This window comes from Enterobacter sp. N18-03635 (assembly GCF_004006055.1).
GTDB classification, from domain to species: domain Bacteria; phylum Pseudomonadota; class Gammaproteobacteria; order Enterobacterales; family Enterobacteriaceae; genus Enterobacter; species Enterobacter vonholyi.
The window spans coordinates 1,436,281-1,454,083 of record NZ_CP034769.1; the positions used below are offsets into that span (position 1 = coordinate 1,436,281).

20 protein-coding genes are annotated in these 17,803 nt (G+C 56.7%); 9 read left to right on the plus strand and 11 right to left on the minus strand.

Features of this window, described 5'->3' with window-relative positions:
* The first annotated feature begins 98 nt into the window (after positions 1–98).
* Both bssR and ELK40_RS07530 read left to right on the plus strand, forming a co-directional pair.
* Positions 99–482 (plus strand): biofilm formation regulator BssR, encoded by a 384-nt coding sequence (gene bssR, locus ELK40_RS07525; protein WP_111963863.1) that lies wholly within the window; start codon positions 99–101, stop codon positions 480–482.
* A gap of 106 nt (positions 483–588) precedes the next feature.
* Entirely contained in the window at positions 589–1,707 is a 1,119-nt protein-coding gene (locus tag ELK40_RS07530) for a PQQ-dependent sugar dehydrogenase (RefSeq protein WP_127730179.1), read from the plus strand.
* Here the strand turns inward: ELK40_RS07530 and ELK40_RS07535 are convergent, their stop codons facing one another.
* Positions 1,708–2,334 (minus strand): glutathione S-transferase family protein, encoded by a 627-nt coding sequence (locus tag ELK40_RS07535; protein WP_111963865.1) that lies wholly within the window; start codon positions 2,332–2,334, stop codon positions 1,708–1,710.
* 240 nt (positions 2,335–2,574) lie between these two features.
* Here ELK40_RS07535 and dacC point away from each other — a divergent pair, with 240 nt between their 5' ends.
* On the plus strand, positions 2,575–3,780 hold the full coding sequence (gene dacC, locus ELK40_RS07540; protein ID WP_047653218.1) for a serine-type D-Ala-D-Ala carboxypeptidase: 1,206 nt from the start codon (positions 2,575–2,577) through the stop codon (positions 3,778–3,780).
* 66 nt (positions 3,781–3,846) lie between these two features.
* On the opposite strand, the gene deoR is transcribed toward dacC, so the two are convergent.
* The 3 genes from deoR to ELK40_RS07555 form a co-directional block, all read right to left on the minus strand.
* On the minus strand, positions 3,847–4,605 hold the full coding sequence (gene deoR / locus ELK40_RS07545) for a DNA-binding transcriptional repressor DeoR (RefSeq protein ID WP_008503427.1): 759 nt from the start codon (positions 4,603–4,605) through the stop codon (positions 3,847–3,849).
* Positions 4,606–4,672: 67 nt separating this feature from the next.
* Entirely contained in the window at positions 4,673–5,281 is a 609-nt protein-coding gene (gene ybjG / locus ELK40_RS07550; protein WP_127730181.1) for an undecaprenyl-diphosphate phosphatase, read from the minus strand.
* A gap of 7 nt (positions 5,282–5,288) precedes the next feature.
* Positions 5,289–6,017, minus strand: coding sequence for a phosphatase PAP2 family protein (locus tag ELK40_RS07555; RefSeq protein ID WP_127730183.1), 729 nt, complete (start codon positions 6,015–6,017; stop codon positions 5,289–5,291).
* Positions 6,018–6,185: 168 nt separating this feature from the next.
* On the opposite strand from ELK40_RS07555, the gene ELK40_RS07560 reads away from it, so the two are divergent.
* On the plus strand, positions 6,186–7,418 hold the full coding sequence (locus ELK40_RS07560) for an MFS transporter (RefSeq protein WP_127730185.1): 1,233 nt from the start codon (positions 6,186–6,188) through the stop codon (positions 7,416–7,418).
* Positions 7,419–7,477: 59 nt separating this feature from the next.
* On the opposite strand, the gene ELK40_RS07565 is transcribed toward ELK40_RS07560, so the two are convergent.
* Together ELK40_RS07565 and ELK40_RS07570 are read right to left on the minus strand one after the other, a co-directional pair.
* Positions 7,478–8,290 carry a Cof-type HAD-IIB family hydrolase gene (locus ELK40_RS07565; RefSeq protein WP_127730186.1) on the minus strand — a complete coding sequence of 271 codons (813 nt, stop codon included), beginning with the start codon at positions 8,288–8,290 and terminating at the stop codon, positions 7,478–7,480.
* Positions 8,280–9,494: an MFS transporter gene (locus ELK40_RS07570; RefSeq protein WP_127730188.1), complete on the minus strand. Its 1,215-nt coding sequence runs from the start codon at positions 9,492–9,494 to the stop codon at positions 8,280–8,282. Before ELK40_RS07570 ends, ELK40_RS07565 begins: the two co-directional genes overlap by 11 nt.
* A gap of 81 nt (positions 9,495–9,575) precedes the next feature.
* Between ELK40_RS07570 and ELK40_RS07575 the strand changes: the two genes are divergently transcribed.
* Positions 9,576–10,127 carry a TetR family transcriptional regulator gene (locus ELK40_RS07575; protein WP_127732747.1) on the plus strand — a complete coding sequence of 184 codons (552 nt, stop codon included), beginning with the start codon at positions 9,576–9,578 and terminating at the stop codon, positions 10,125–10,127.
* A gap of 21 nt (positions 10,128–10,148) precedes the next feature.
* On the opposite strand, the gene arsC is transcribed toward ELK40_RS07575, so the two are convergent.
* The 4 genes from arsC to ELK40_RS07595 all read right to left on the minus strand — a co-directional run bounded on the left by arsC (position 10,149) and on the right by ELK40_RS07595 (position 14,180).
* Positions 10,149–10,580 (minus strand): glutaredoxin-dependent arsenate reductase, encoded by a 432-nt coding sequence (gene arsC / locus ELK40_RS07580; RefSeq protein ID WP_127730189.1) that lies wholly within the window; start codon positions 10,578–10,580, stop codon positions 10,149–10,151.
* 12 nt (positions 10,581–10,592) lie between these two features.
* A complete protein-coding gene (locus tag ELK40_RS07585; RefSeq protein ID WP_127730191.1) occupies positions 10,593–11,882 on the minus strand; it encodes an arsenic transporter in 1,290 nt (429 codons plus the stop codon).
* 40 nt (positions 11,883–11,922) lie between these two features.
* Complete coding sequence (locus ELK40_RS07590; RefSeq protein ID WP_115874587.1) at positions 11,923–12,243, minus strand: metalloregulator ArsR/SmtB family transcription factor; 321 nt, start codon at positions 12,241–12,243, stop codon at positions 11,923–11,925.
* 251 nt (positions 12,244–12,494) lie between these two features.
* Positions 12,495–14,180: an aspartate:alanine antiporter gene (locus ELK40_RS07595; protein ID WP_111963874.1), complete on the minus strand. Its 1,686-nt coding sequence runs from the start codon at positions 14,178–14,180 to the stop codon at positions 12,495–12,497.
* A gap of 273 nt (positions 14,181–14,453) precedes the next feature.
* Between ELK40_RS07595 and ELK40_RS07600 the strand changes: the two genes are divergently transcribed.
* Positions 14,454–14,828, plus strand: coding sequence for an inner membrane protein YbjM (locus tag ELK40_RS07600; protein ID WP_111963875.1), 375 nt, complete (start codon positions 14,454–14,456; stop codon positions 14,826–14,828).
* A gap of 30 nt (positions 14,829–14,858) precedes the next feature.
* On the opposite strand, the gene ELK40_RS07605 is transcribed toward ELK40_RS07600, so the two are convergent.
* Positions 14,859–15,128 (minus strand): GrxA family glutaredoxin, encoded by a 270-nt coding sequence (locus ELK40_RS07605; RefSeq protein WP_006809455.1) that lies wholly within the window; start codon positions 15,126–15,128, stop codon positions 14,859–14,861.
* 184 nt (positions 15,129–15,312) lie between these two features.
* On the opposite strand from ELK40_RS07605, the gene nfsA reads away from it, so the two are divergent.
* From nfsA to ELK40_RS07620, 3 genes are all read left to right on the plus strand, one after another.
* Entirely contained in the window at positions 15,313–16,035 is a 723-nt protein-coding gene (gene nfsA / locus ELK40_RS07610; protein ID WP_111963876.1) for a nitroreductase NfsA, read from the plus strand.
* Positions 16,036–16,104: 69 nt separating this feature from the next.
* Complete coding sequence (gene rimK, locus ELK40_RS07615) at positions 16,105–17,007, plus strand: 30S ribosomal protein S6--L-glutamate ligase (protein ID WP_111963877.1); 903 nt, start codon at positions 16,105–16,107, stop codon at positions 17,005–17,007.
* A 63-nt stretch (positions 17,008–17,070) separates the two neighbouring features.
* The gene (locus ELK40_RS07620) at positions 17,071–17,547 is read left to right on the plus strand and encodes a YbjN domain-containing protein (RefSeq protein ID WP_014169308.1); all 477 of its coding nucleotides are present in this window, start codon (positions 17,071–17,073) and stop codon (positions 17,545–17,547) included.
* Positions 17,548–17,803: the final 256 nt, after the last annotated feature.

Consider the following 17,803-nt stretch of genomic DNA (forward strand, 5'->3'; position numbering starts at 1 on the left):
ATGTTAATCAGTTAATAAAAATTGATCCCAGGCATTAAACTGTACAAAAAATGAACTTATTCTGACTATGCACCATGGTTGACAGAGGAGGAAAGAGCATGACCGTTGACAGACTAAAACGCGATCTGCTGAACAAGCTGATCAACGCCCGAATCGACCTGGCCGCGTACCTGCAGTTGAGGAAGGCAAAAGGGTATATGTCAGTCAGCGAAAGCGAACATCTGCGTGATAACCTGTTTGAACTGTGTAATTTCATGCGTGAAAAAGCACCGACCCTGAAGGCGAACTACGGCGAAAGTGAGCTGATCGCGCTGCGCCGCGCCGCTGAGGTGCTCTCCATCGCCGGGGTATGTCTGATGAACGGACGCCACGACTGCCCAAACTTTATCGCCGTAAACGCGGAGAAGCTTGAAAACTGCCTGACAACGCTCTCTCTATGCATCATGTGCCTGAACGAGCACGAGAAGCTTGAACAGCACTGATCCAGGGGGAGGCAACTCCCCCTTCTGCTTAAGGTTTTGTAAAAGTGCTAACGCGCCCGGACGCAGTGGCTAATCTTTATGCCATATGCCGATAAAGGAGTGCTTTATGCCTCGATCCTCGCTGATTTCCCTGCCTGTATTATTCATTCCGTTTTCACTTCTTGCTGCGCCAGAGGCGGTGAAGGTCGAGGTGCTGCAAAACAGACTCGATCACCCCTGGTCCCTGGCGTTTCTGCCGGATAATGACGGGCTGCTGGTGACCCTGAAGGGTGGTCAGCTCAAACGCTGGCAGGCCGGAAAAGGGCTCTCCGATCCGATTGTCGGCGTGCCGAAGGTCTGGGCAAACGGTCAGGGCGGGTTGCTGGATGTGGTGCTTGCCCCGGATTTTGAGAAGTCGCGCCGCGTCTGGCTGAGCTACGCCGAGGCCGGGCATGACGGCAAAGCCGGCACGGCGGTAGGCTATGGCCGCCTGAGCGACGACTATTCCCGCATCGAGGGATTCAAGGTGGCGTTTCGCCAGATGCCGAAACTCTCAACCGGTAACCATTTTGGCGGGCGGCTGGTGTTCGACGGCAAAGGCTCTCTCTTTATTGGACTCGGCGAGAACAATCAGCGTCCGACGGCGCAGGATCTGGATAAATTGCAGGGTAAAGTGGTGCGCCTCACCGAAGACGGGAAAGTCCCGCCGGATAACCCCTTTGTGAATACCCCCGGTGCGCGACCCGAAATCTGGTCTTACGGCATACGCAACCCGCAGGGGATGGCGATGAACCCCTGGAGCGACACGCTCTGGCTGAACGAGCACGGCCCGCGAGGCGGGGATGAGATCAACATTCCGGAGAAAGGAAAAAACTACGGCTGGCCGCTGGCGACGCACGGCATTAACTACAGCGGCCTGAAAATCCCGGAAGCCAAAGGCGAGCACGTTGAGGGAACCGAAAAACCGCTGTTCGTCTGGAAAGTCTCACCCGCGGTGAGCGGCATGGCGTTTTACAACAGCGACGTTTTCCCGCAGTGGAAAAACAAGCTGTTTATCGGCGCGCTGAAGGAGAAGGACGTGATCGTGCTGAGCGTGGACGGCAATAAGGTGGCGGAGGACGGGCGAATTCTGGGTGACCGGGATCAGCGTATTCGCGATGTGCGGGTGGGGCCGGATGGGTATCTGTATGTCCTGACCGACGAGACGGACGGGCAGCTGTTGAAAGTCAGCCCGTCCGGCGCGTAATCAGGTGACCGGGATCATTACGACGTTACGGTACGCCGGGCGATCGCTCAGCTGTTTTAGCCAGCGCTCCAGGTGAGGGCGCGGCGTCCACTTCAGGCCCATATTGGTCAGGTTCCAGACGAACGGCGCCACGGCAATATCGCCCACGCCGAACGCCTCGCCGGAGAACCAGGCGTGCTTCGCCAGCTCGTCATCCATCATCGCAAAAAGATTTTCGCAGGCATCCTGGGCGGCGTGAATTGCGGGATAATCGCGTTCGGCTTCCGGCGTGCGGATAAGCCCCATCAGGATCACGCGGTGGGTTGGAGACAGCGTCTGATTCGCCCAGTCCATCCACTTTTCGCCCTGGGCGCGCCGGGCGGGGTTTTCAACCCACAGGCGGCCCTGACCGTACTGCGCGGCGAGGTAACGCACAATGGTGTTGGACTCCCAAAGCGTCGCGTCTGTTTCATCATCGCGCAGCAGCGGCACCAGGCCGTTCGGGTTCATGGCCAGATAGTCGGCCTCTTTGTTTACGCCGAACGACATGCCGGCCATGATTTGATTGAACGGTAAATCCAGCTCCTCGAGCGTCCAGAGCACTTTCTTAACGTTGGTCGAGTTGTTCCTGCCCCAAAGCGTAATCATATTTACTCCTGATGAGATGTGAATCCGTGTCAGCTTTCGCCATGGTGAGATAAACCTAACAATTACGCAACAGAAGACAAAAAAATCGTCTGAATCAAAGCGTATCTGAATGTTATTGCATAAACTTTAATAACTTTACCCTCGTTGGGTTTCTTTAACCGTTTTAGTGCGCTATTACTCATCGCTTCTTGCGACACGGTGATGTGACGTAATTTTTGAATGGACACTCGGGTGGCATTTATGACGCGTAAAATGACTTCTCTGCGCAGCCTTGCGACAGGCTCTGCGCTCCTTTTCCTGTTTGCACCAACTCTCTACGCAGCTGAGCAGGCTGCGCCCGAAGCGCCGCCTGTGGACGCGCGCGCCTGGATCCTGATGGATTATTCCAGCGGTAAAGTGCTGGCGGAAGGTAATGCAGATGAGAAACTCGATCCGGCAAGCCTGACCAAAATCATGACCAGCTATGTGGTCGGCCAGGCGCTGAAAGCGGGCAAGATCAAGCTGGACGATATGGTCACCATCGGGAAGGATGCCTGGGCGACCGGCAACCCGGCGCTGCGGGGATCTTCCGTGATGTTCCTGAAGCCTGGGGATCAGGTCTCCGTTTCCGATCTGAACAAAGGGGTAATTATTCAGTCGGGAAATGATGCGTGCATTGCGCTGGCCGATTATGTTGCCGGCAGCCAGGATTCTTTCATTGGCTTGATGAATGGTTACGCGCAGAAACTGGGCTTAACCAACACCACGTTCAAAACAGTTCACGGTCTGGATTCGCCGGGACAGTTCAGTACCGCGCGCGACATGGCGCTGCTGGGGAAAGCGCTGATCCACGACGTGCCGGATGAATACGCCATCCATAAAGAGAAAGAGTTTACCTTCAATAAAATCCGTCAGCCGAACCGCAACCGCCTGCTGTGGAGCAGCAACGTTAACGTGGACGGAATGAAAACCGGCACCACGGCGGGCGCGGGCTATAACCTGGTGGCCTCCGCGACCCAGGGCGACATGCGCCTGATTTCGGTGGTGCTGGGCACCAAAACCGACCGTATTCGCTTTAATGAGTCAGAAAAACTGCTGACGTGGGGCTTCCGCTTCTATGAAACCGTGACGCCGATTAAACCGGATGCCACATTCGTCAGCCAGCGCGTCTGGTTTGGTGACAAGAGCGAAGTGAACCTGGGCGCGGGTGAGGCGGGCTCGGTGACCATTCCGCGTGGTCAGCTGAAAAACCTGAAGGCCAGCTACACCCTGACCGACCCGCAGCTCACCGCGCCACTGAAAAAAGGCCAGGTAGTCGGGACGATTGATTTCCAGCTAAACGGTAAATCAATTGAACAGCGTCCGTTAATTGTAATGGAAGCGGTCGAAGAGGGCGGCTTCTTCAGCCGGATGTGGGATTTCGTGATGATGAAATTCCACGGGTGGTTCGGCAGCTGGTTTAGCTAAACCTGATGGGTTTTCTCCCTCTCCCTGTGGGAGAGGGCTGGGGTGCGGGCATCAGACCGCACCCTCTTAATACATCAATTTCACCTGCTGCGCCTTCGCGTGGGCCACAATCTCGTCGTCCGGGCGGCAGTCGCTGACGATGGCGTCGAACTGCGCCAGCTCGCCCATTCTTGCCGAACGGACCTTACCAAACTTGCTGTGATCGACCACCAGAACATGGTACTGCGCGGCGCTTAATGCCCAGTGCTTCACCGGCAGCTCTTCCAGGTTAAAGCAGGTTGCGCCCTGGCGCACGTTGACGCCCGCCGCGGAATAAAACGCGATATCCGGGCAGAGATTGCTGAGCGTGTCCTGCAGGTTGAGCGGCTTAAAGATGGCGTTGCTGGCGTGAAACTCGCCGCCGCACAGGATCACCCGGCACTCGGGTTTCTCCTGAAGCGCCAGAAAGGTGTTCAGGGAGTAGCACACGGCAGTAAAAGGAATGCTGCTGTCGATGGCCTCGATAATCCACGGCGTGGTGGTGCCGCAGTCAAAAAATAGCGTCTGGTGCGGCTGTACCAGCGAGGCTGCAAGCCGGGCGGCTTTGCGTTTCTCTTCCACCAGGCGCGTCTTCTGGTCGCTGATCAGATAATGGCTGGCGCTACGCGGCTCAAGCACAATATACCCGCCCAGCAGCACGACGGGCGCGCTTTCGCTGTTAAGATCCCGACGAATGGTCATCTCTGAGACGCCGAGGAGGTTGGCGGCTTCCTTAAGATGCAGCTTATCGCTGCGCTTCAGCGCCTGTAGCAGCTGAGCAATGCGGTCATCGCGACGTGTTTCCATAGTTCCTCGGGATAAAAAAGTGAACCCCCGCAGGGCGGGGGTTCAAGTGTAACCTGACAGGTTGGGGTTAGTCACGTATCCAGCCTTTGCGGATCGGGATAGCGAAAATGGCGCGATAGAGTGATGACAGCGTGCGGTAGAGCGCTTCACCGAAGAGGCTCCACAGGATAGCCGCGCTCACGCAGCCAATCAGCCCGACCAGGAAGCCGCCCACCATATCCAGCGGCCAGTGGACGCCCAGGTAAACGCGAGACCAGGCGATGGCCACAGCCACCAGCATCAGCACCGCACCAGACCACAGGCGATGCCAGAACAGGAAGGCCAGCGCAAAGGTGAAGATCACCGTACCGTGATCGCTCGGGAACGAGTCATCCGGCGCATGATGCAGGAAGGTAAAGCCGACGTGATCGACAAACGGACGATCGTGCGGGAACGCGTGGCCCAGAATGTAGCTCACCAGGACGCTTACGCCGAGAGCCATCGCCACTTTGATTATCAGCTTGCGCTGTGCTTTCACCTGGCTACGAGGCCCCCACAGCCAGAGAATGGCTGCCAGCGCGGGCACGATACCGATCAGGTCTTTTGCCAGAAAGGTGGCAAAGTCGATCATCCACTCGGGCGAGGCCGGTGTGGCGTTGATCAGATAAAACAGCTGATAATTCAGATTCTCTAGCATAGCGTTATCACTCTTTAGCAAACCGGGTGGAAATCAGCCCGTAGACCACCACCTGGGAAAACCAGACCCACCACCCGGCCCACAGGTTGTGAGAGAAAAAATGCGCCCCGCGCATGACCTGACCGAAGCCCATCGCCAGACCTAACACCACGCCCAGCGCGACGAAGCACCAGGCGAGACGCGGACGTTCGCGCCAGAAGGCAAAAAACAGCCCCATCACCATAAAGCCGCTGGAGGCATGACCGCCGGGGAAACAGCGCCCCGGACCGCTGTCAGCAGGAATGGCGCTGAACAGGGGGTAGGACACGGCCTTCCCGCCATATTCCACCAGGTCCCACGGACAGCTGTGATGGCTCATGCTTTTCAGCAGGCCTACCACCAGCGCGCCAACGCCCATCAGCAGCGCCGCCGTAACCAGCCTTGCGTTACGCTTGTAGGCGCCGTAAAACAGCGCCGCGGCGCCTAAGGCGATGGCAATGTACTTCGCCAGTCGGTGGTTGAGCAGATCCAGCAGGTGGTCTTTCTGCAGCGGAAAGCTCTGCGTCGCCGCGTCATACCAAAAGCCGGTTATCCATCTGTCGAGCGCTTCATTGCGCGATAGCCACGTAAATACCACGGCAAGGGCAATCAGTATGATAAGCTGATAACCATAAAAGCGGGACGGTAAGCGGTAAAGGCGTTTTGTCTTATTTGTCTGTAACTTAGACAATTCTGAACGGCTGGAGGTAAGTGCCATGATTTGGGGTCGTTGACGAGTAATGGGGCTATCATAAAAGTGTCAACTTAAGGAAACCTTAAACGAAGACGATATGTGCTTTATTTCTGTTTATCCTCGATAAATCACTATCTCGGGCTGCGGCATTTCATTACACTCGTCGCGATTTTGTCATTATAAAGAGATTGCATGTTAAACCGTTCTTCTTCTGGTTCACGTCTGGGTCGTCAGGCGTTGCTTTTCCCTCTGTGTCTGGTGCTCTACGAATTTTCTACCTATATCGGCAACGATATGATCCAGCCCGGTATGCTGGCCGTGGTGGCGCAGTACAACGCCGGAATCGAGTGGGTACCGACCTCCATGACCGCCTATCTGGCCGGCGGCATGTTTTTGCAGTGGCTGTTAGGCCCGCTGTCGGATCGCATTGGCCGTCGTCCGGTGATGCTGACGGGCGTGGTGTGGTTTATCGTCACCTGTCTTGCCACGCTGCTGGCGCAAAACATTGAACAATTTACCCTGCTGCGCTTCCTGCAGGGGGTGAGCCTGTGCTTTATCGGCGCCGTGGGGTATGCCGCCATTCAGGAATCGTTTGAAGAGGCGGTGTGTATCAAAATTACCGCGCTGATGGCGAACGTGGCGCTCATTGCCCCCTTACTCGGGCCGCTGGTGGGTGCCGCGTGGGTGCATATAGCGCCATGGGAAGGGATGTTTGTGCTGTTTGCCGTTCTCGCCTCCATCGCGTTCTTTGGTCTGCACCGGGCGATGCCGGAAACGGCCACCCGCATCGGCGAGAAACTCTCGCTGAAAGAACTGGGTCGGGACTATAAAGAAGTGCTGAAGAATGGCCGCTTTGTGGCGGGCGCGCTGGCGACCGGGTTTGTTAGCCTGCCGCTGCTGGCGTGGATCGCCCAGTCTCCGGTTATTATCATCAGCGGTGAAAAGCTCAGCAGCTATGAGTATGGTCTGCTGCAGGTGCCGATCTTTGGCGCGCTGATTATCGGGAACCTGGTGCTGGCACGTTTGACGTCACGCCGAACCGTGCGTTCGCTTATTATCATGGGCGGCTGGCCGATTGCGGCAGGGTTGATTCTGGCGGCGGTGGCGACCGTCGCGTCATCACACGCTTATCTGTGGATGACGGCAGGGCTGAGCATTTACGCCTTCGGAATTGGCGTGGCCAACGCCGGTCTGGTGCGCCTGACGCTGTTTGCCAGCGAGATGAGTAAAGGCACGGTCTCCGCGGCGATGGGGATGCTGCAGATGCTGATTTTTACCGTCGGTATCGAGGTGAGCAAGCATGCCTACGCGATGGGCGGCAACGGGCTGTTCAGCCTGTTTAACCTCGCCAACGGCGTGCTGTGGGTTGCCCTGATGGTGGTGTTCCTGAAAGACAAGCGCGTCGGAAACGCCCTGCAACCTTAACTGTTTATTCCCTCTCCCTGTGGGAGAGGGGTAGGGTGAGGGCACCAGACCGCACGGTGTTAATTAAACGGTGCCTCTCCATCCAGCACCTTATCAATCACATCCAACACGCCTTCATCGTTATTGTGCGGCGCTTCAAAACGCGCCGCCGCTTTGATATGCGGTCTGGCATTCGCCATCGCAAAGCTGAATCCGGACTGGCGCAGCATCTCCACGTCGTTGCCGCTGTCGCCGAAGGCCACCACTTCGCTATCGTCTATGCCCCAGCGCTTTTGCAGGATCCGCAGGCCGTTAGCTTTGTGCACGCCGGGTATGATCAGGTCGATACTGCCGTGACCAGTGGTGACGGGCACCATGATGTCACTCAGCTTTTCATGCAGCAGCGCCTGAATACGCGGAATTTCATCGTCAGAAACGTTAAGCCCGAACTTGAAGAAAATATCGTTCAGGTTGTCGAAATCGCTGACCATTTCCAGACGGTGATAGTACTTCGCCGCGATACCCTTAAAGCCTTCGTCATAGCACTTCAGCGTGTAGGCGCTGCTCTTCCCGCAGGCGATAATCTCAATGCCGGGAACGTCGCTTAACACGTTCGCAACGGTCTCGAAATGGGCTTTCGACAGTTCACCGTTAAAGACGTCTTCACCCTCACTTACGACCCAGCCGCCGTTTTCGGCGACGAATGAAATTTCATGCGCAATCTCCGGGAAAAAGGAGATCAGCTGGTAGAACTGGTTGCCGCTGGCGACCACGAAGCGAATGCCTTGCGCCTTCATGCGCGCGTACTGCGCCAGAAAGCGCGGACGATTGTAGGTCTTGGCATCGCTGAGGAATGTGCCATCCATGTCGACGGCAATCAGTTTAACGCTCATATCCCTTCTCCAGTGTCGTTTGATTCGTTTCCGGCTTTGCCACCGCGCGCGCCACCAGCGCCGCGATGATGACCAACCCTAACACCACCAGCATGGCGCTGCGCAGCCCGTAGTGCTCGCCGAGGAAGCCAAGCAGCGGCGGCCCGACCAGGAAGGCGAGATAGCCCGTGGTTGCCACCACGCTGACGCGCGTCGGGGCATCCGGGCCGGTATCGCTGGCGGCTGAAATGGTAAGCGGAAAGCCGAGCGACGCGCCCAGTCCCCAGAGGATCACCGAGACCCCGGCAATCCAGTCCACATCGACAAATATGATCATCGCGATACCCAGGCCGCCCAGCAGGGCGCTGGCGCGCACCACCGCTACGCGGCTGTAGCGGTCGATAAACCAGCCGCCGGTGAAGCGCCCGACGGTCATCCCCAGCGTAAACCCGGCGTAGATCAGCGAGCCGGAGGTCGGGCTAAAGCCGTGACCGTCTACCATCAGCAGCGGCAGCCAGTCGTTGGCGGACCCTTCGGCGAAGGCCATAGCCAGCACCACCACGCCGATCAGCATCAACTGGAAGTCGCGGTAGAAGGGCAGCCCTTTTTCGGCCGAGTGCTGTTCGTCAGCGGAGTTCTTACCTGTGCCGTCCGGGATCGCCCGGATGCCGGTCAGAATCGGAATGATGCACACCAGCGCTGCCAGCAGGATATGCAGATTGGCGCTCACGCCAGTGGCCGTCAGCGCCATCCCCACGCCCGCACCGGCCAGCGTGCCGAGGCTGTAAAAACCGTGCATCATCGGCAGCACGGTTTTGTTCATCTCACGCTCGACAGCCGCTCCTTCAACGTTGATGGCAACTTCCGCCGAACCGAAGCTGCCGCCAAATACCGTCAGCCCCAGCGCAAACAGCACCGGTGAGGCAAACCACAGCGCGACGCTGAGCACGATCATCCCGAACACCGCGAAGCACATGGTGGTGCGGATCACCGCCCGCGTACCGAAGCGCTTCACCAGCCACGCGGAGCAGAGGATGCCGCTCATGGAGCCTATCGACAGGCCAAACAGCACGATACCCATCTCAGCTGTAGAGACGGACAAAATGTCGCGAATGGCGGGGGTGCGCGTGGCCCAGGAGGCCATCAGCAGACCGGGAATAAAGAAGAACATAAACAGCGCCCACATGCGGAGCTGCAGGGCTTTACGGGAAGAGGTCAGCGTCATTGGGGTAGCACCAGAAGTACAACAATAGCGACAACACTAGCAAGTTTGTGTACATTTGTACACAAACCAGGTGAGGAAATGATGAGCAGACCACCCAACGATCCGCATCGCCGGGAGAAAATCCTGCAGGCGACCCTCGACACCATTGCTGAACACGGTATTCACGCCGTCACGCACCGGAAAATCGCCACCTGCGCGGGCGTGCCGCTGGGGTCGATGACCTACTATTTCGACGGTATGGAGCCGCTGCTGGAGGAGGCCTTCACGTGGTTTACCCGCCAGATGTCGCAGCAGTACCGGGATTTCTTCGCGGGCGTCACCGGGCCGGAAATGGCGTGCGAATCCATTACCACTCTGATCCACAGCTCGCAGGTGACGACGCCGCACAACATGGCGCTGATGTACCAGCTCTACGCCTTTATGCACCGCAGCGCGGCGCTCAAAACGGTGATGCAGGACTGGATGAAGATGAGCCAGACAACGCTCGAGCAGTGGTTCGACCCGGTCACCACCCGCGCGCTGGATGCCTTTATTGAAGGAATGACGCTGCACTACGTCACCGACCGGGCGCCGCTATCCCGCGAAGAGATCCGGGCGATGGTGGGGAGAGTTGCGGGCGAGGAGAACCCTTAGGTATCGCTCGCCCTGCCAGTTTTACCTGCGCTCGATTTTATTCCCGCTGGCGTCAACCACCGCTTCGCCATCTTCTTTCGTAAATGCCCCTTTCTGCGCATCCGGCAGGATGTCGAGGACGACTTCAGACGGGCGGCACAGGCGAGTGCCCAGCGGCGTCACGACGATCGGACGGTTAATCAGAATCGGGTGTTGCAGCATAAAATCGATAAGCTGGTCGTCGGTGAAGCTGTCTTCGGCCAGGCCGAGCTGTTCGTAGGGCTCTACGTTTTTACGCAGCAGATCCCGCACCGAGATCCCCATATCGGCAATCAGGGTTGTCAGCTTATCGCGCGACGGCGGGGTTTCCAGATAGAGGATAATCTCTGGCTCCGTGCCGCTGTTGCGGATCATCTCCAGCGTGTTACGCGACGTGCCGCAGGCGGGGTTGTGATAGATAGTGATGTGGCTCATATCAGTGGCTCATTACAGTGTGAAGGAGAGACGTAGCGCCAGCGCGGCGAGCGTCACAAACAGGACCGGCAGCGTCATAATGATGCCCGTCCGGAAGTAGTAGCCCCAGCTAATCGTCATGTTTTTCTGCGCCAGCACGTGAAGCCAGAGCAGGGTGGCAAGGCTGCCGATAGGCGTGATTTTCGGCCCCAAATCGCAGCCAATCACGTTGGCGTAAATCATTGCTTCCTTAATCAGTCCTGTCACCGTACTGCCCTCAATGGAGAGCGCGCCAATCAGCACCGTGGGCATGTTGTTCATTATGGATGACAGAAACGCGGTGATGAACCCGGTTCCCAGCGTGGTGGCCCACAGCCCTTGCCCGGCCAGGCTATTCAGTACGCCTGAGAGATATTCCGTCAGCCCGGCATTGCGCAGGCCATACACCACCAGATACATCCCCAGCGAGAAGATCACGATCTGCCACGGTGCGCCGCGCAGCACTTTTCCGGTATTAATTGCATGTCCGCGTTTTGCAACGGCAAACAAAACCAGCGCGCCCGCAGTCGCGATGGCGCTGACCGGAATACCCAGCGGCTCCAGCACAAAGAAACCGACGAGAAGAAGGAGCAGCACGATCCAGCCCGTTCTGAAGGTCGGGAGGTCGTGAATGGCCCGCGCGGGCTCGCGGAGTTTTGCCAGGTCATATTCCGGGGGAATTTCCTTGCGGAAGAACAGATGCAGCATCACCAGCGTTGCGGCAATCGCGGCGATATCAACGGGAATCATCACCGAAGCGTATTCGCTGAACCCCAGCGTGAAGAAGTCTGCGGAGACAATGTTGACCAGGTTCGACACAATCAGCGGCAGGCTGGCGGTATCGGCGATAAAACCTGCCGCCATCACAAACGCCAGCGTGGGCCGCTTGCTGAACCCCAGGGCCAGCAGCATGGCGATAACGATAGGGGTCAGGATCAGCGCCGCACCGTCATTGGCAAACAGCGCCGCGACGGCTGCGCCCAGCAGCACGATATACGTAAACAGCAATCGTCCGCGGCCGTTCCCCCAGCGGGCAACGTGCAGTGCCGCCCACTCGAAAAAGCCGGACTCATCCAGCAGCAGGCTGATAATGATGACGGCGATAAACGTTGCCGTGGCGTTCCAGACGATATTCCACACAACCGGAATATCGTTTACGTGAATAACGCCGCTGGCGAGCGCCAGTACGGCACCAATAGTCGCGCTCCAGCCGATGCTGAGCCCTTTGGGCTGCCAGATGACCAGTACCAGCGTAAACAGAAAAATAGCCCCTGCCAGAAACATCTGTTACTCCGTTATATCTGTTTTTGTGAATGTTTTTTGCTTAGCACAAGCCCGGAAGTCGGTTTTTCAGCTTCATGCGCGTCTCTTCCCGCAGGCAGTTCCAGCTGGTGTCGATAATCGTTGCCGCCCACGCGGGCATGTTGGGAGAGAGACGGTAATAAACCCACTTACCCTCACGACGGTCGATAACCAGCCCGGACTCGCGCAGCAGCGCCATATGGCGGGAGACCTTCGGCTGCGATTCGGCGGTTGCGGCGCAGAGATCGCAGACGCACAGCTCGCCCGCTTCGCGGAGCAGCATGGCGATGGCGAGCCGCGTTTCGTCAGAGAGGGTTTTGAAGAGCTGGAGCGGGTGGAGCATGGATGTTCCTGAAGGTGTGATTTTATATGCGTTTAATCATATATGTTTTAATGGCTGGAGAGAAGGTGAAATTGAGTAAGGGGAATTTCAGGCAACAAAAAACCCATCAACCTTGAACCAAAACGGCGGGGTTGATGGGCTCCACAAATTGGGGACATCAAAGAAAAGCAGTGGCACTAGTTATGACTGCCCCCTGATAAAAAAGTTCTGCGCGTAACAAAAATATTTTCCGCTACGCGCATTCTTAGGAGTTATCCGAGTCCGGGCCAGATGATGATAATCAGCGTACCCGCCAGCGTCAGCAGCACGTTAGCGATAGCATACGTGCCCGCATAGCCCAGCGCCGGGATGTTGCTGCGCGCGGTATCGCTGATGATTTCCATAGCAGGCGCACAGGTACGCGCCCCCATCATCGCCCCAAAGAGCAGGGCGCGGTTCATGCGCAGCACGTAGGCACCGAACAGGAAGCAGATCACCACCGGTACCAGGCTGACGATAAGTCCGGAAACCAACATCTGCCAGCCGACGGCGCCGAGGCTGTGACCAATGCCGCTGCCCGCGCTTAAGCCCACGCCCGCCATAAAGACCATCAGACCGAACTCTTTCACCATGTTCAGCGCGCCCTGCGGAATGTAGCCGAAGGTAGGATGGTTCGCTCGCAGGAAGCCTAGCATGATCCCGGCGAACAGCAGCCCGGCGGCGTTACCGATGCCGAAGCTAAAGTTGCTGAACTGGAAGGTGATCATCCCGATCATCAGGCCAACGATAAAGAAGGCGCAGAAGGCCAGCAGGTCGGTGACCTGGCTGTGAATGGAGATAAAGCCGATGCGGTCGGCCACGGTTTTCACGCGTCGGGCGTCGCCGCTGACCTGCAGCACGTCGCCTTTGTTGAGCACCACGTTGTCGTCGATAGGCATCTCAATCTGACTGCGGATCACGCGGTTGAGGAAGCAGCCGTGGTCGGTCAGCTTCAGCTGCGCCAGGCGGCGGCCCACGGCATTATGGTTTTTCACCACGATCTCTTCGGTGACGATGCGCATGTCGAGCAGGTCGCGGTCGAACACCTCTTTGCCGTTACGGAAGCTCGGGTCGAGACGGGCGTGGGCGTCCGGGTAACCCACCAGCGCGATGTCGTCGCCCATCTGCAGCACCGCGTCGCCGTCCGGGTTCGCCAGAATGCCGTTGCGGCGGATACGTTCGATATAGCAGCCCGTCTGGCGGTAAATTCCCAGCTCGCGCAGATTTTTGCCGTCTGCCCATGCCACCAGCTCTGGCCCAACGCGATAGGCGCGGATCACCGGGAGATAGACTTTACGTTTGGAATCGGTATCCAGACCGCGCTCGCGGGCGATTTGCTGGGCGCTGGTCTGCAGATCCTGATGCTGCAGTTTTGGCAGATAGCGTGCGCCGACAATCAGGCTCACCAGACCAATCAGATAGGTCAGGGCATAGCCCAGGCTCAGGTGGTCGAGTGCGGCAGAAAGCTGTGCGCCGGCCATGCCGGAATGACGCAGGGTATCACCGGCACCCACGAGCACGGGAGTGGAGGTCATGGAGCCTGCCAGCATACCGGCCGTTAACCCGATATCCCAGCCAAACAGTTTACCCAGTCCTAACGCGATCAGCAGCGCGCTGCCGACCATCACCAGCGCCAGCATCAGATAATTTTTGCCGTCGCGGAAGAAAATTGAAAAAAAGTTCGGTCCCGCTTCCACGCCAACACAAAAAATAAACAGCATAAAACCTAAGTTGAGCGCGTCCGTGTTAATGCTGAAGTGCTGTTGACCTAATAATAAGGAGACGACTAAAACGCCAATGGAATTACCAAGTTGAACTGAACCCAGGCGCAATTTACCCAGGCAAAGGCCCAGCGCCAGTACCACAAATAATAACAGGATGTAATTCCCATTTAACAAGTCTGCGACGTTTATATTCACGGAGGCTAACTTCTTGTTTACCAGTAAGTTGTTGAATGAAAGGGCTATTTGGGCTACTGTTTTCTGGGTCAGGGAAAGGCGTTAACGCTCCCTGTTTCCTGCTTTATTCCCTAAAACATTAGCTGGCGTGTAGTTTAATCGCATTAGCTACTGACAGCTACCTATTATCGCATCACCCTGTGCGTACTTTGGCAAGGATTGCCGCATTGCTTTATCTGACCGGGCGTCTACCCGACGAAGCTGTATTTGATAGAGATAAGTCAGGAGGATAGTTTGAACATTAAACGAAACTGGGCGGGGGTGATCAGCTGCTTTTTGCTGTTTACCGTCGTGTGCATGTCGCTCGCTTTTAATCTGAAAGGGGCATTCAGGGCTGCCGGACACCCGGAGCTGGGGCTGCTCTTTTTTACCCTGCCGGGAGCGGCAGCCAGTTTTCTTTCCCGTAAAGGGGAAGTGGTCAAGCCGCTAATTGGCGCCATGCTGGCGGCACCGCTGTGTCTGCTGCTGATGCGCATGCTGTATGTTTCAACGCGAAGTTTCTGGCAGGAGCTGGCGTGGTTGATGAGCGCCGTATTCTGGTGCGCCCTTGGCGCGCTCTGCTACTTATTTGTGCGCAGTCTGCTTCAACGCCGACGGCACCACAAATAAAAACGCCCTCTCGGTGAGGGCGTCCTTTCATTACTGGGCAGCAAACAGGCCCAGGTGCTCTTTGGCGTAAGCTTCGAAGTCCGTGCAGCCGCCGATGTGTTTCTGATCGAGGAAGATCTGCGGTACGGTTTCAACCGGCTTACCGACGGTTTTTTCGAGATCCGCTTTCGTGATGCCTTCCGCGTGGATATCCACGTAGCGGAAGTTGAAGTCATCGCGCTCTTCGGTCAGTTTCTCAGCCAGCTCTTTCGCGCGTACACAGTATGGGCACCCTGGACGACCAAAAATTACTGCAAACATTTCTCTCTCCTCAAAAAACAAGCCTGACGGCGAATGACACGTATAGTGCCCCATAACCTGTCGTCATAAAAGAAGGTTTCGCCTGTCGTTATAATATCTATGAGCTATGTTTCGCCAATTACACCGCGCATATCATTGCCTATACTGGCTGCCATACGTATTAAGCAAGACAAAGAGAGACAAGATGACGCCAACCATAGACCTGCTCCTTTCCCATCGTTCCATTCGCCACTTCACCGATGAGCCGATTACCGATGCGCAGCGCGAAGCGATTATTAACAGCGCAAGGGCGACTTCAAGTTCCAGCTTCCTGCAGTGCAGCTCCATTATCCGCATTACCGACCCGGCCATGCGTGAACAGCTGGTGACGCTGACCGGCGGGCAGAAGCATGTGGCTCAGGCAGCCGAGTTCTGGGTATTCTGCGCCGACTTTAACCGCCACCTGCAGATCTGCCCTGAGGCCGAGCTCGGGCTGGCCGAACAGCTGCTGTTGGGCGTGGTGGATACCGCGCTGATGGCGCAAAACGCCTTTACTGCGGCGGAGTCGCTGGGATTAGGCGGCGTCTACATCGGAGGCCTGCGTAACAACATTCAAAGCGTGACAGACCTGCTGAAGCTGCCAAAACACGTGCTGCCGCTGTTTGGCCTGTGTCTCGGCTGGCCGGCGGATAACCCGGATTTGAAGCCGCGCATTCCTGCGGCGATGCTGGTGCATGAAAACCACTATCAGCCGGTCGATCAGGACGTCCTGAATCAATACGATGAAGAGCTGGCGAACTACTACCTGACGCGCGGCAGCAATAACCGTCGCGACACCTGGACTGACCATATTCGCCGCACCATCATTAAAGAAAATCGCCCGTTTATTCTTGATTATCTGCACAAACAGGGCTGGGCTACGCGATAGTCCATTTATCCTGCGCCTGCCTGCGTATATGATACGCAGGCTTTTTCCATGTCTTCAGAGAGGTGCAGGGTGAAAATTGCCATATTGTCCCGGGATGGAACGCTCTATTCATGTAAGCGTCTTCGAGAAGCGGCGGCGAAACGTGGACATCAGGTTGAGATCCTCGACCCGATGTCCTGCTATATGAACATTGACCCTGCCGCCTCGTCGATTCACTACAAAGGCCGCAAGCTGCCGCACTTTGATGCGGTGATCCCCCGCATCGGCTCCCAGATAACCTTTTACGGCACCGCTGCATTGCGCCAGTTCGAGATGCTGGGCAGCTATCCGCTCAACGAATCCGTCGCCATTTCACGCGCCCGCGACAAGCTGCGCTCGCTGCAGCTGCTCGCGCGCCAGGGGATCGATCTTCCCGTCACCGGGATTGCCCATTCACCGGACGACACCAGCGATCTGATCGACATGGTGGGCGGTGCCCCTTTGGTGATCAAGCTGGTGGAAGGCACACAGGGCATTGGCGTGGTGCTGGCGGAGACGCGTCAGGCAGCGGAGAGCGTGATTGACGCCTTCCGCGGGCTGAATGCCCATATTCTGGTGCAGGAGTACATTGAAGAGGCCAAAGGGCGCGACATCCGGTGTTTCGTGGTGGGAAACGAGGTGGTGGCGGCCATCGAGCGCCAGGCCAAAGAGGGCGATTTCCGCTCTAACCTTCACCGCGGCGGCATTGCCAGAATCGCCGATATCAGCGACCAGGAGCGGGAAATTGCCGTCAAAGCGGCGCAGACTTTGGGGCTGGACGTGGCAGGCGTAGACCTGCTACGCGCGACGCGAGGGCCACTGGTTATGGAAGTGAACGCCTCGCCGGGGCTTGAAGGCGTGGAAAAAACCACAGGGGTCGATATTGCGGGTAAAATGATCTTATGGATCGAGCGTCATGCGACGCCGGGCTACTGTCTGAAAACGGGTGGTTAAATGGATTACCGCGCGCTTTTTAAGTACCCTATGCGAAGTTTTTATTAAAGAGGCTGCAACGCGATGGATTTACAGGTCGTACCTACACTGGATACGTTACGTCAATGGCTTGATGATGCCGGAATTACGTTTTTCGAATGCGATTCCTGCCAGGCGCTGCATCTGCCTCATATGCAGAATTTCGACGGCATTTTCGATGCCAAAATCGATCTGATTAACGACGTGATCCTTTTCTCCGCGCTGGCCGAAGTGAAGCCCTCTGCGCTGCTGGCGCTGGCTTCCGACCTGTCAGCGATTAACGCCAGTTCTTTGACGGTGAAAGCATTTCTCGACATACAGGATGATAATCTGCCAAAACTGGTCGTTTGCCAGTCTTTATTCTCCGGAGCCGGGCTGTCATTCAAGCAGTTCTCATGGTTTATGCGCCTGAGCGAAGAGCAAATTTCGATGGTCATGATGGAAGCCAATGCACACCATCTGCTGTATAGCGCGGAAGATGATGCAGAGAATAATGATGCATCTCCCAATTTTCTTCACTAAGCCTGTCTGACTTTTGCGCAGTCGCTGCCATAGCGGCTGCAGAAGGCCATTTTTTCTGCTGCTTTTAACCTTTCTTTAAAGAATTATTCACCTCCCTGAAGGCCGTTTCGGCTTATCACGTAGACTTAACCTGCATAAAAAATTGATAAAAGGCGTTTTTTCGTCTGGGCTATAGCCGGGGACACGGGCTACAGTTATTCTTGCGATGCTTCAAAAAGCGAGCGGAAGCTGCCGGGTAAAGAGGTTTCTTTTTATT

Excerpts from the sequence above, each read along its gene's own strand:
- dacC (WP_047653218.1), top strand. The coding sequence starts at position 2,575 with ATGACGCGTAAAATGACTTCTCTGCGCAGCCTTGCGACAGGCTCTGCG.
- deoR (WP_008503427.1), bottom strand. The coding sequence starts at position 4,605 with ATGGAAACACGTCGCGATGACCGCATTGCTCAGCTGCTACAGGCGCTG.
- ELK40_RS07575 (WP_127732747.1), top strand. The coding sequence starts at position 9,576 with ATGAGCAGACCACCCAACGATCCGCATCGCCGGGAGAAAATCCTGCAG.
- ELK40_RS07585 (WP_127730191.1), bottom strand. The coding sequence starts at position 11,882 with ATGTTTCTGGCAGGGGCTATTTTTCTGTTTACGCTGGTACTGGTCATC.
- ELK40_RS07565 (WP_127730186.1), bottom strand. The coding sequence starts at position 8,290 with ATGAGCGTTAAACTGATTGCCGTCGACATGGATGGCACATTCCTCAGC.
- ELK40_RS07530 (WP_127730179.1), top strand. The coding sequence starts at position 589 with ATGCCTCGATCCTCGCTGATTTCCCTGCCTGTATTATTCATTCCGTTT.
- ELK40_RS07620 (WP_014169308.1), top strand. The coding sequence starts at position 17,071 with ATGGATTTACAGGTCGTACCTACACTGGATACGTTACGTCAATGGCTT.
- ELK40_RS07590 (WP_115874587.1), bottom strand. The coding sequence starts at position 12,243 with ATGCTCCACCCGCTCCAGCTCTTCAAAACCCTCTCTGACGAAACGCGG.
- ELK40_RS07535 (WP_111963865.1), bottom strand. The coding sequence starts at position 2,334 with ATGATTACGCTTTGGGGCAGGAACAACTCGACCAACGTTAAGAAAGTG.
- ELK40_RS07555 (WP_127730183.1), bottom strand. The coding sequence starts at position 6,017 with ATGGCACTTACCTCCAGCCGTTCAGAATTGTCTAAGTTACAGACAAAT.
- ELK40_RS07570 (WP_127730188.1), bottom strand. The coding sequence starts at position 9,494 with ATGACGCTGACCTCTTCCCGTAAAGCCCTGCAGCTCCGCATGTGGGCG.
- bssR (WP_111963863.1), top strand. The coding sequence starts at position 99 with ATGACCGTTGACAGACTAAAACGCGATCTGCTGAACAAGCTGATCAAC.
- ybjG (WP_127730181.1), bottom strand. The coding sequence starts at position 5,281 with ATGCTAGAGAATCTGAATTATCAGCTGTTTTATCTGATCAACGCCACA.
- arsC (WP_127730189.1), bottom strand. The coding sequence starts at position 10,580 with ATGAGCCACATCACTATCTATCACAACCCCGCCTGCGGCACGTCGCGT.
- ELK40_RS07605 (WP_006809455.1), bottom strand. The coding sequence starts at position 15,128 with ATGTTTGCAGTAATTTTTGGTCGTCCAGGGTGCCCATACTGTGTACGC.
- ELK40_RS07560 (WP_127730185.1), top strand. The coding sequence starts at position 6,186 with ATGTTAAACCGTTCTTCTTCTGGTTCACGTCTGGGTCGTCAGGCGTTG.
- nfsA (WP_111963876.1), top strand. The coding sequence starts at position 15,313 with ATGACGCCAACCATAGACCTGCTCCTTTCCCATCGTTCCATTCGCCAC.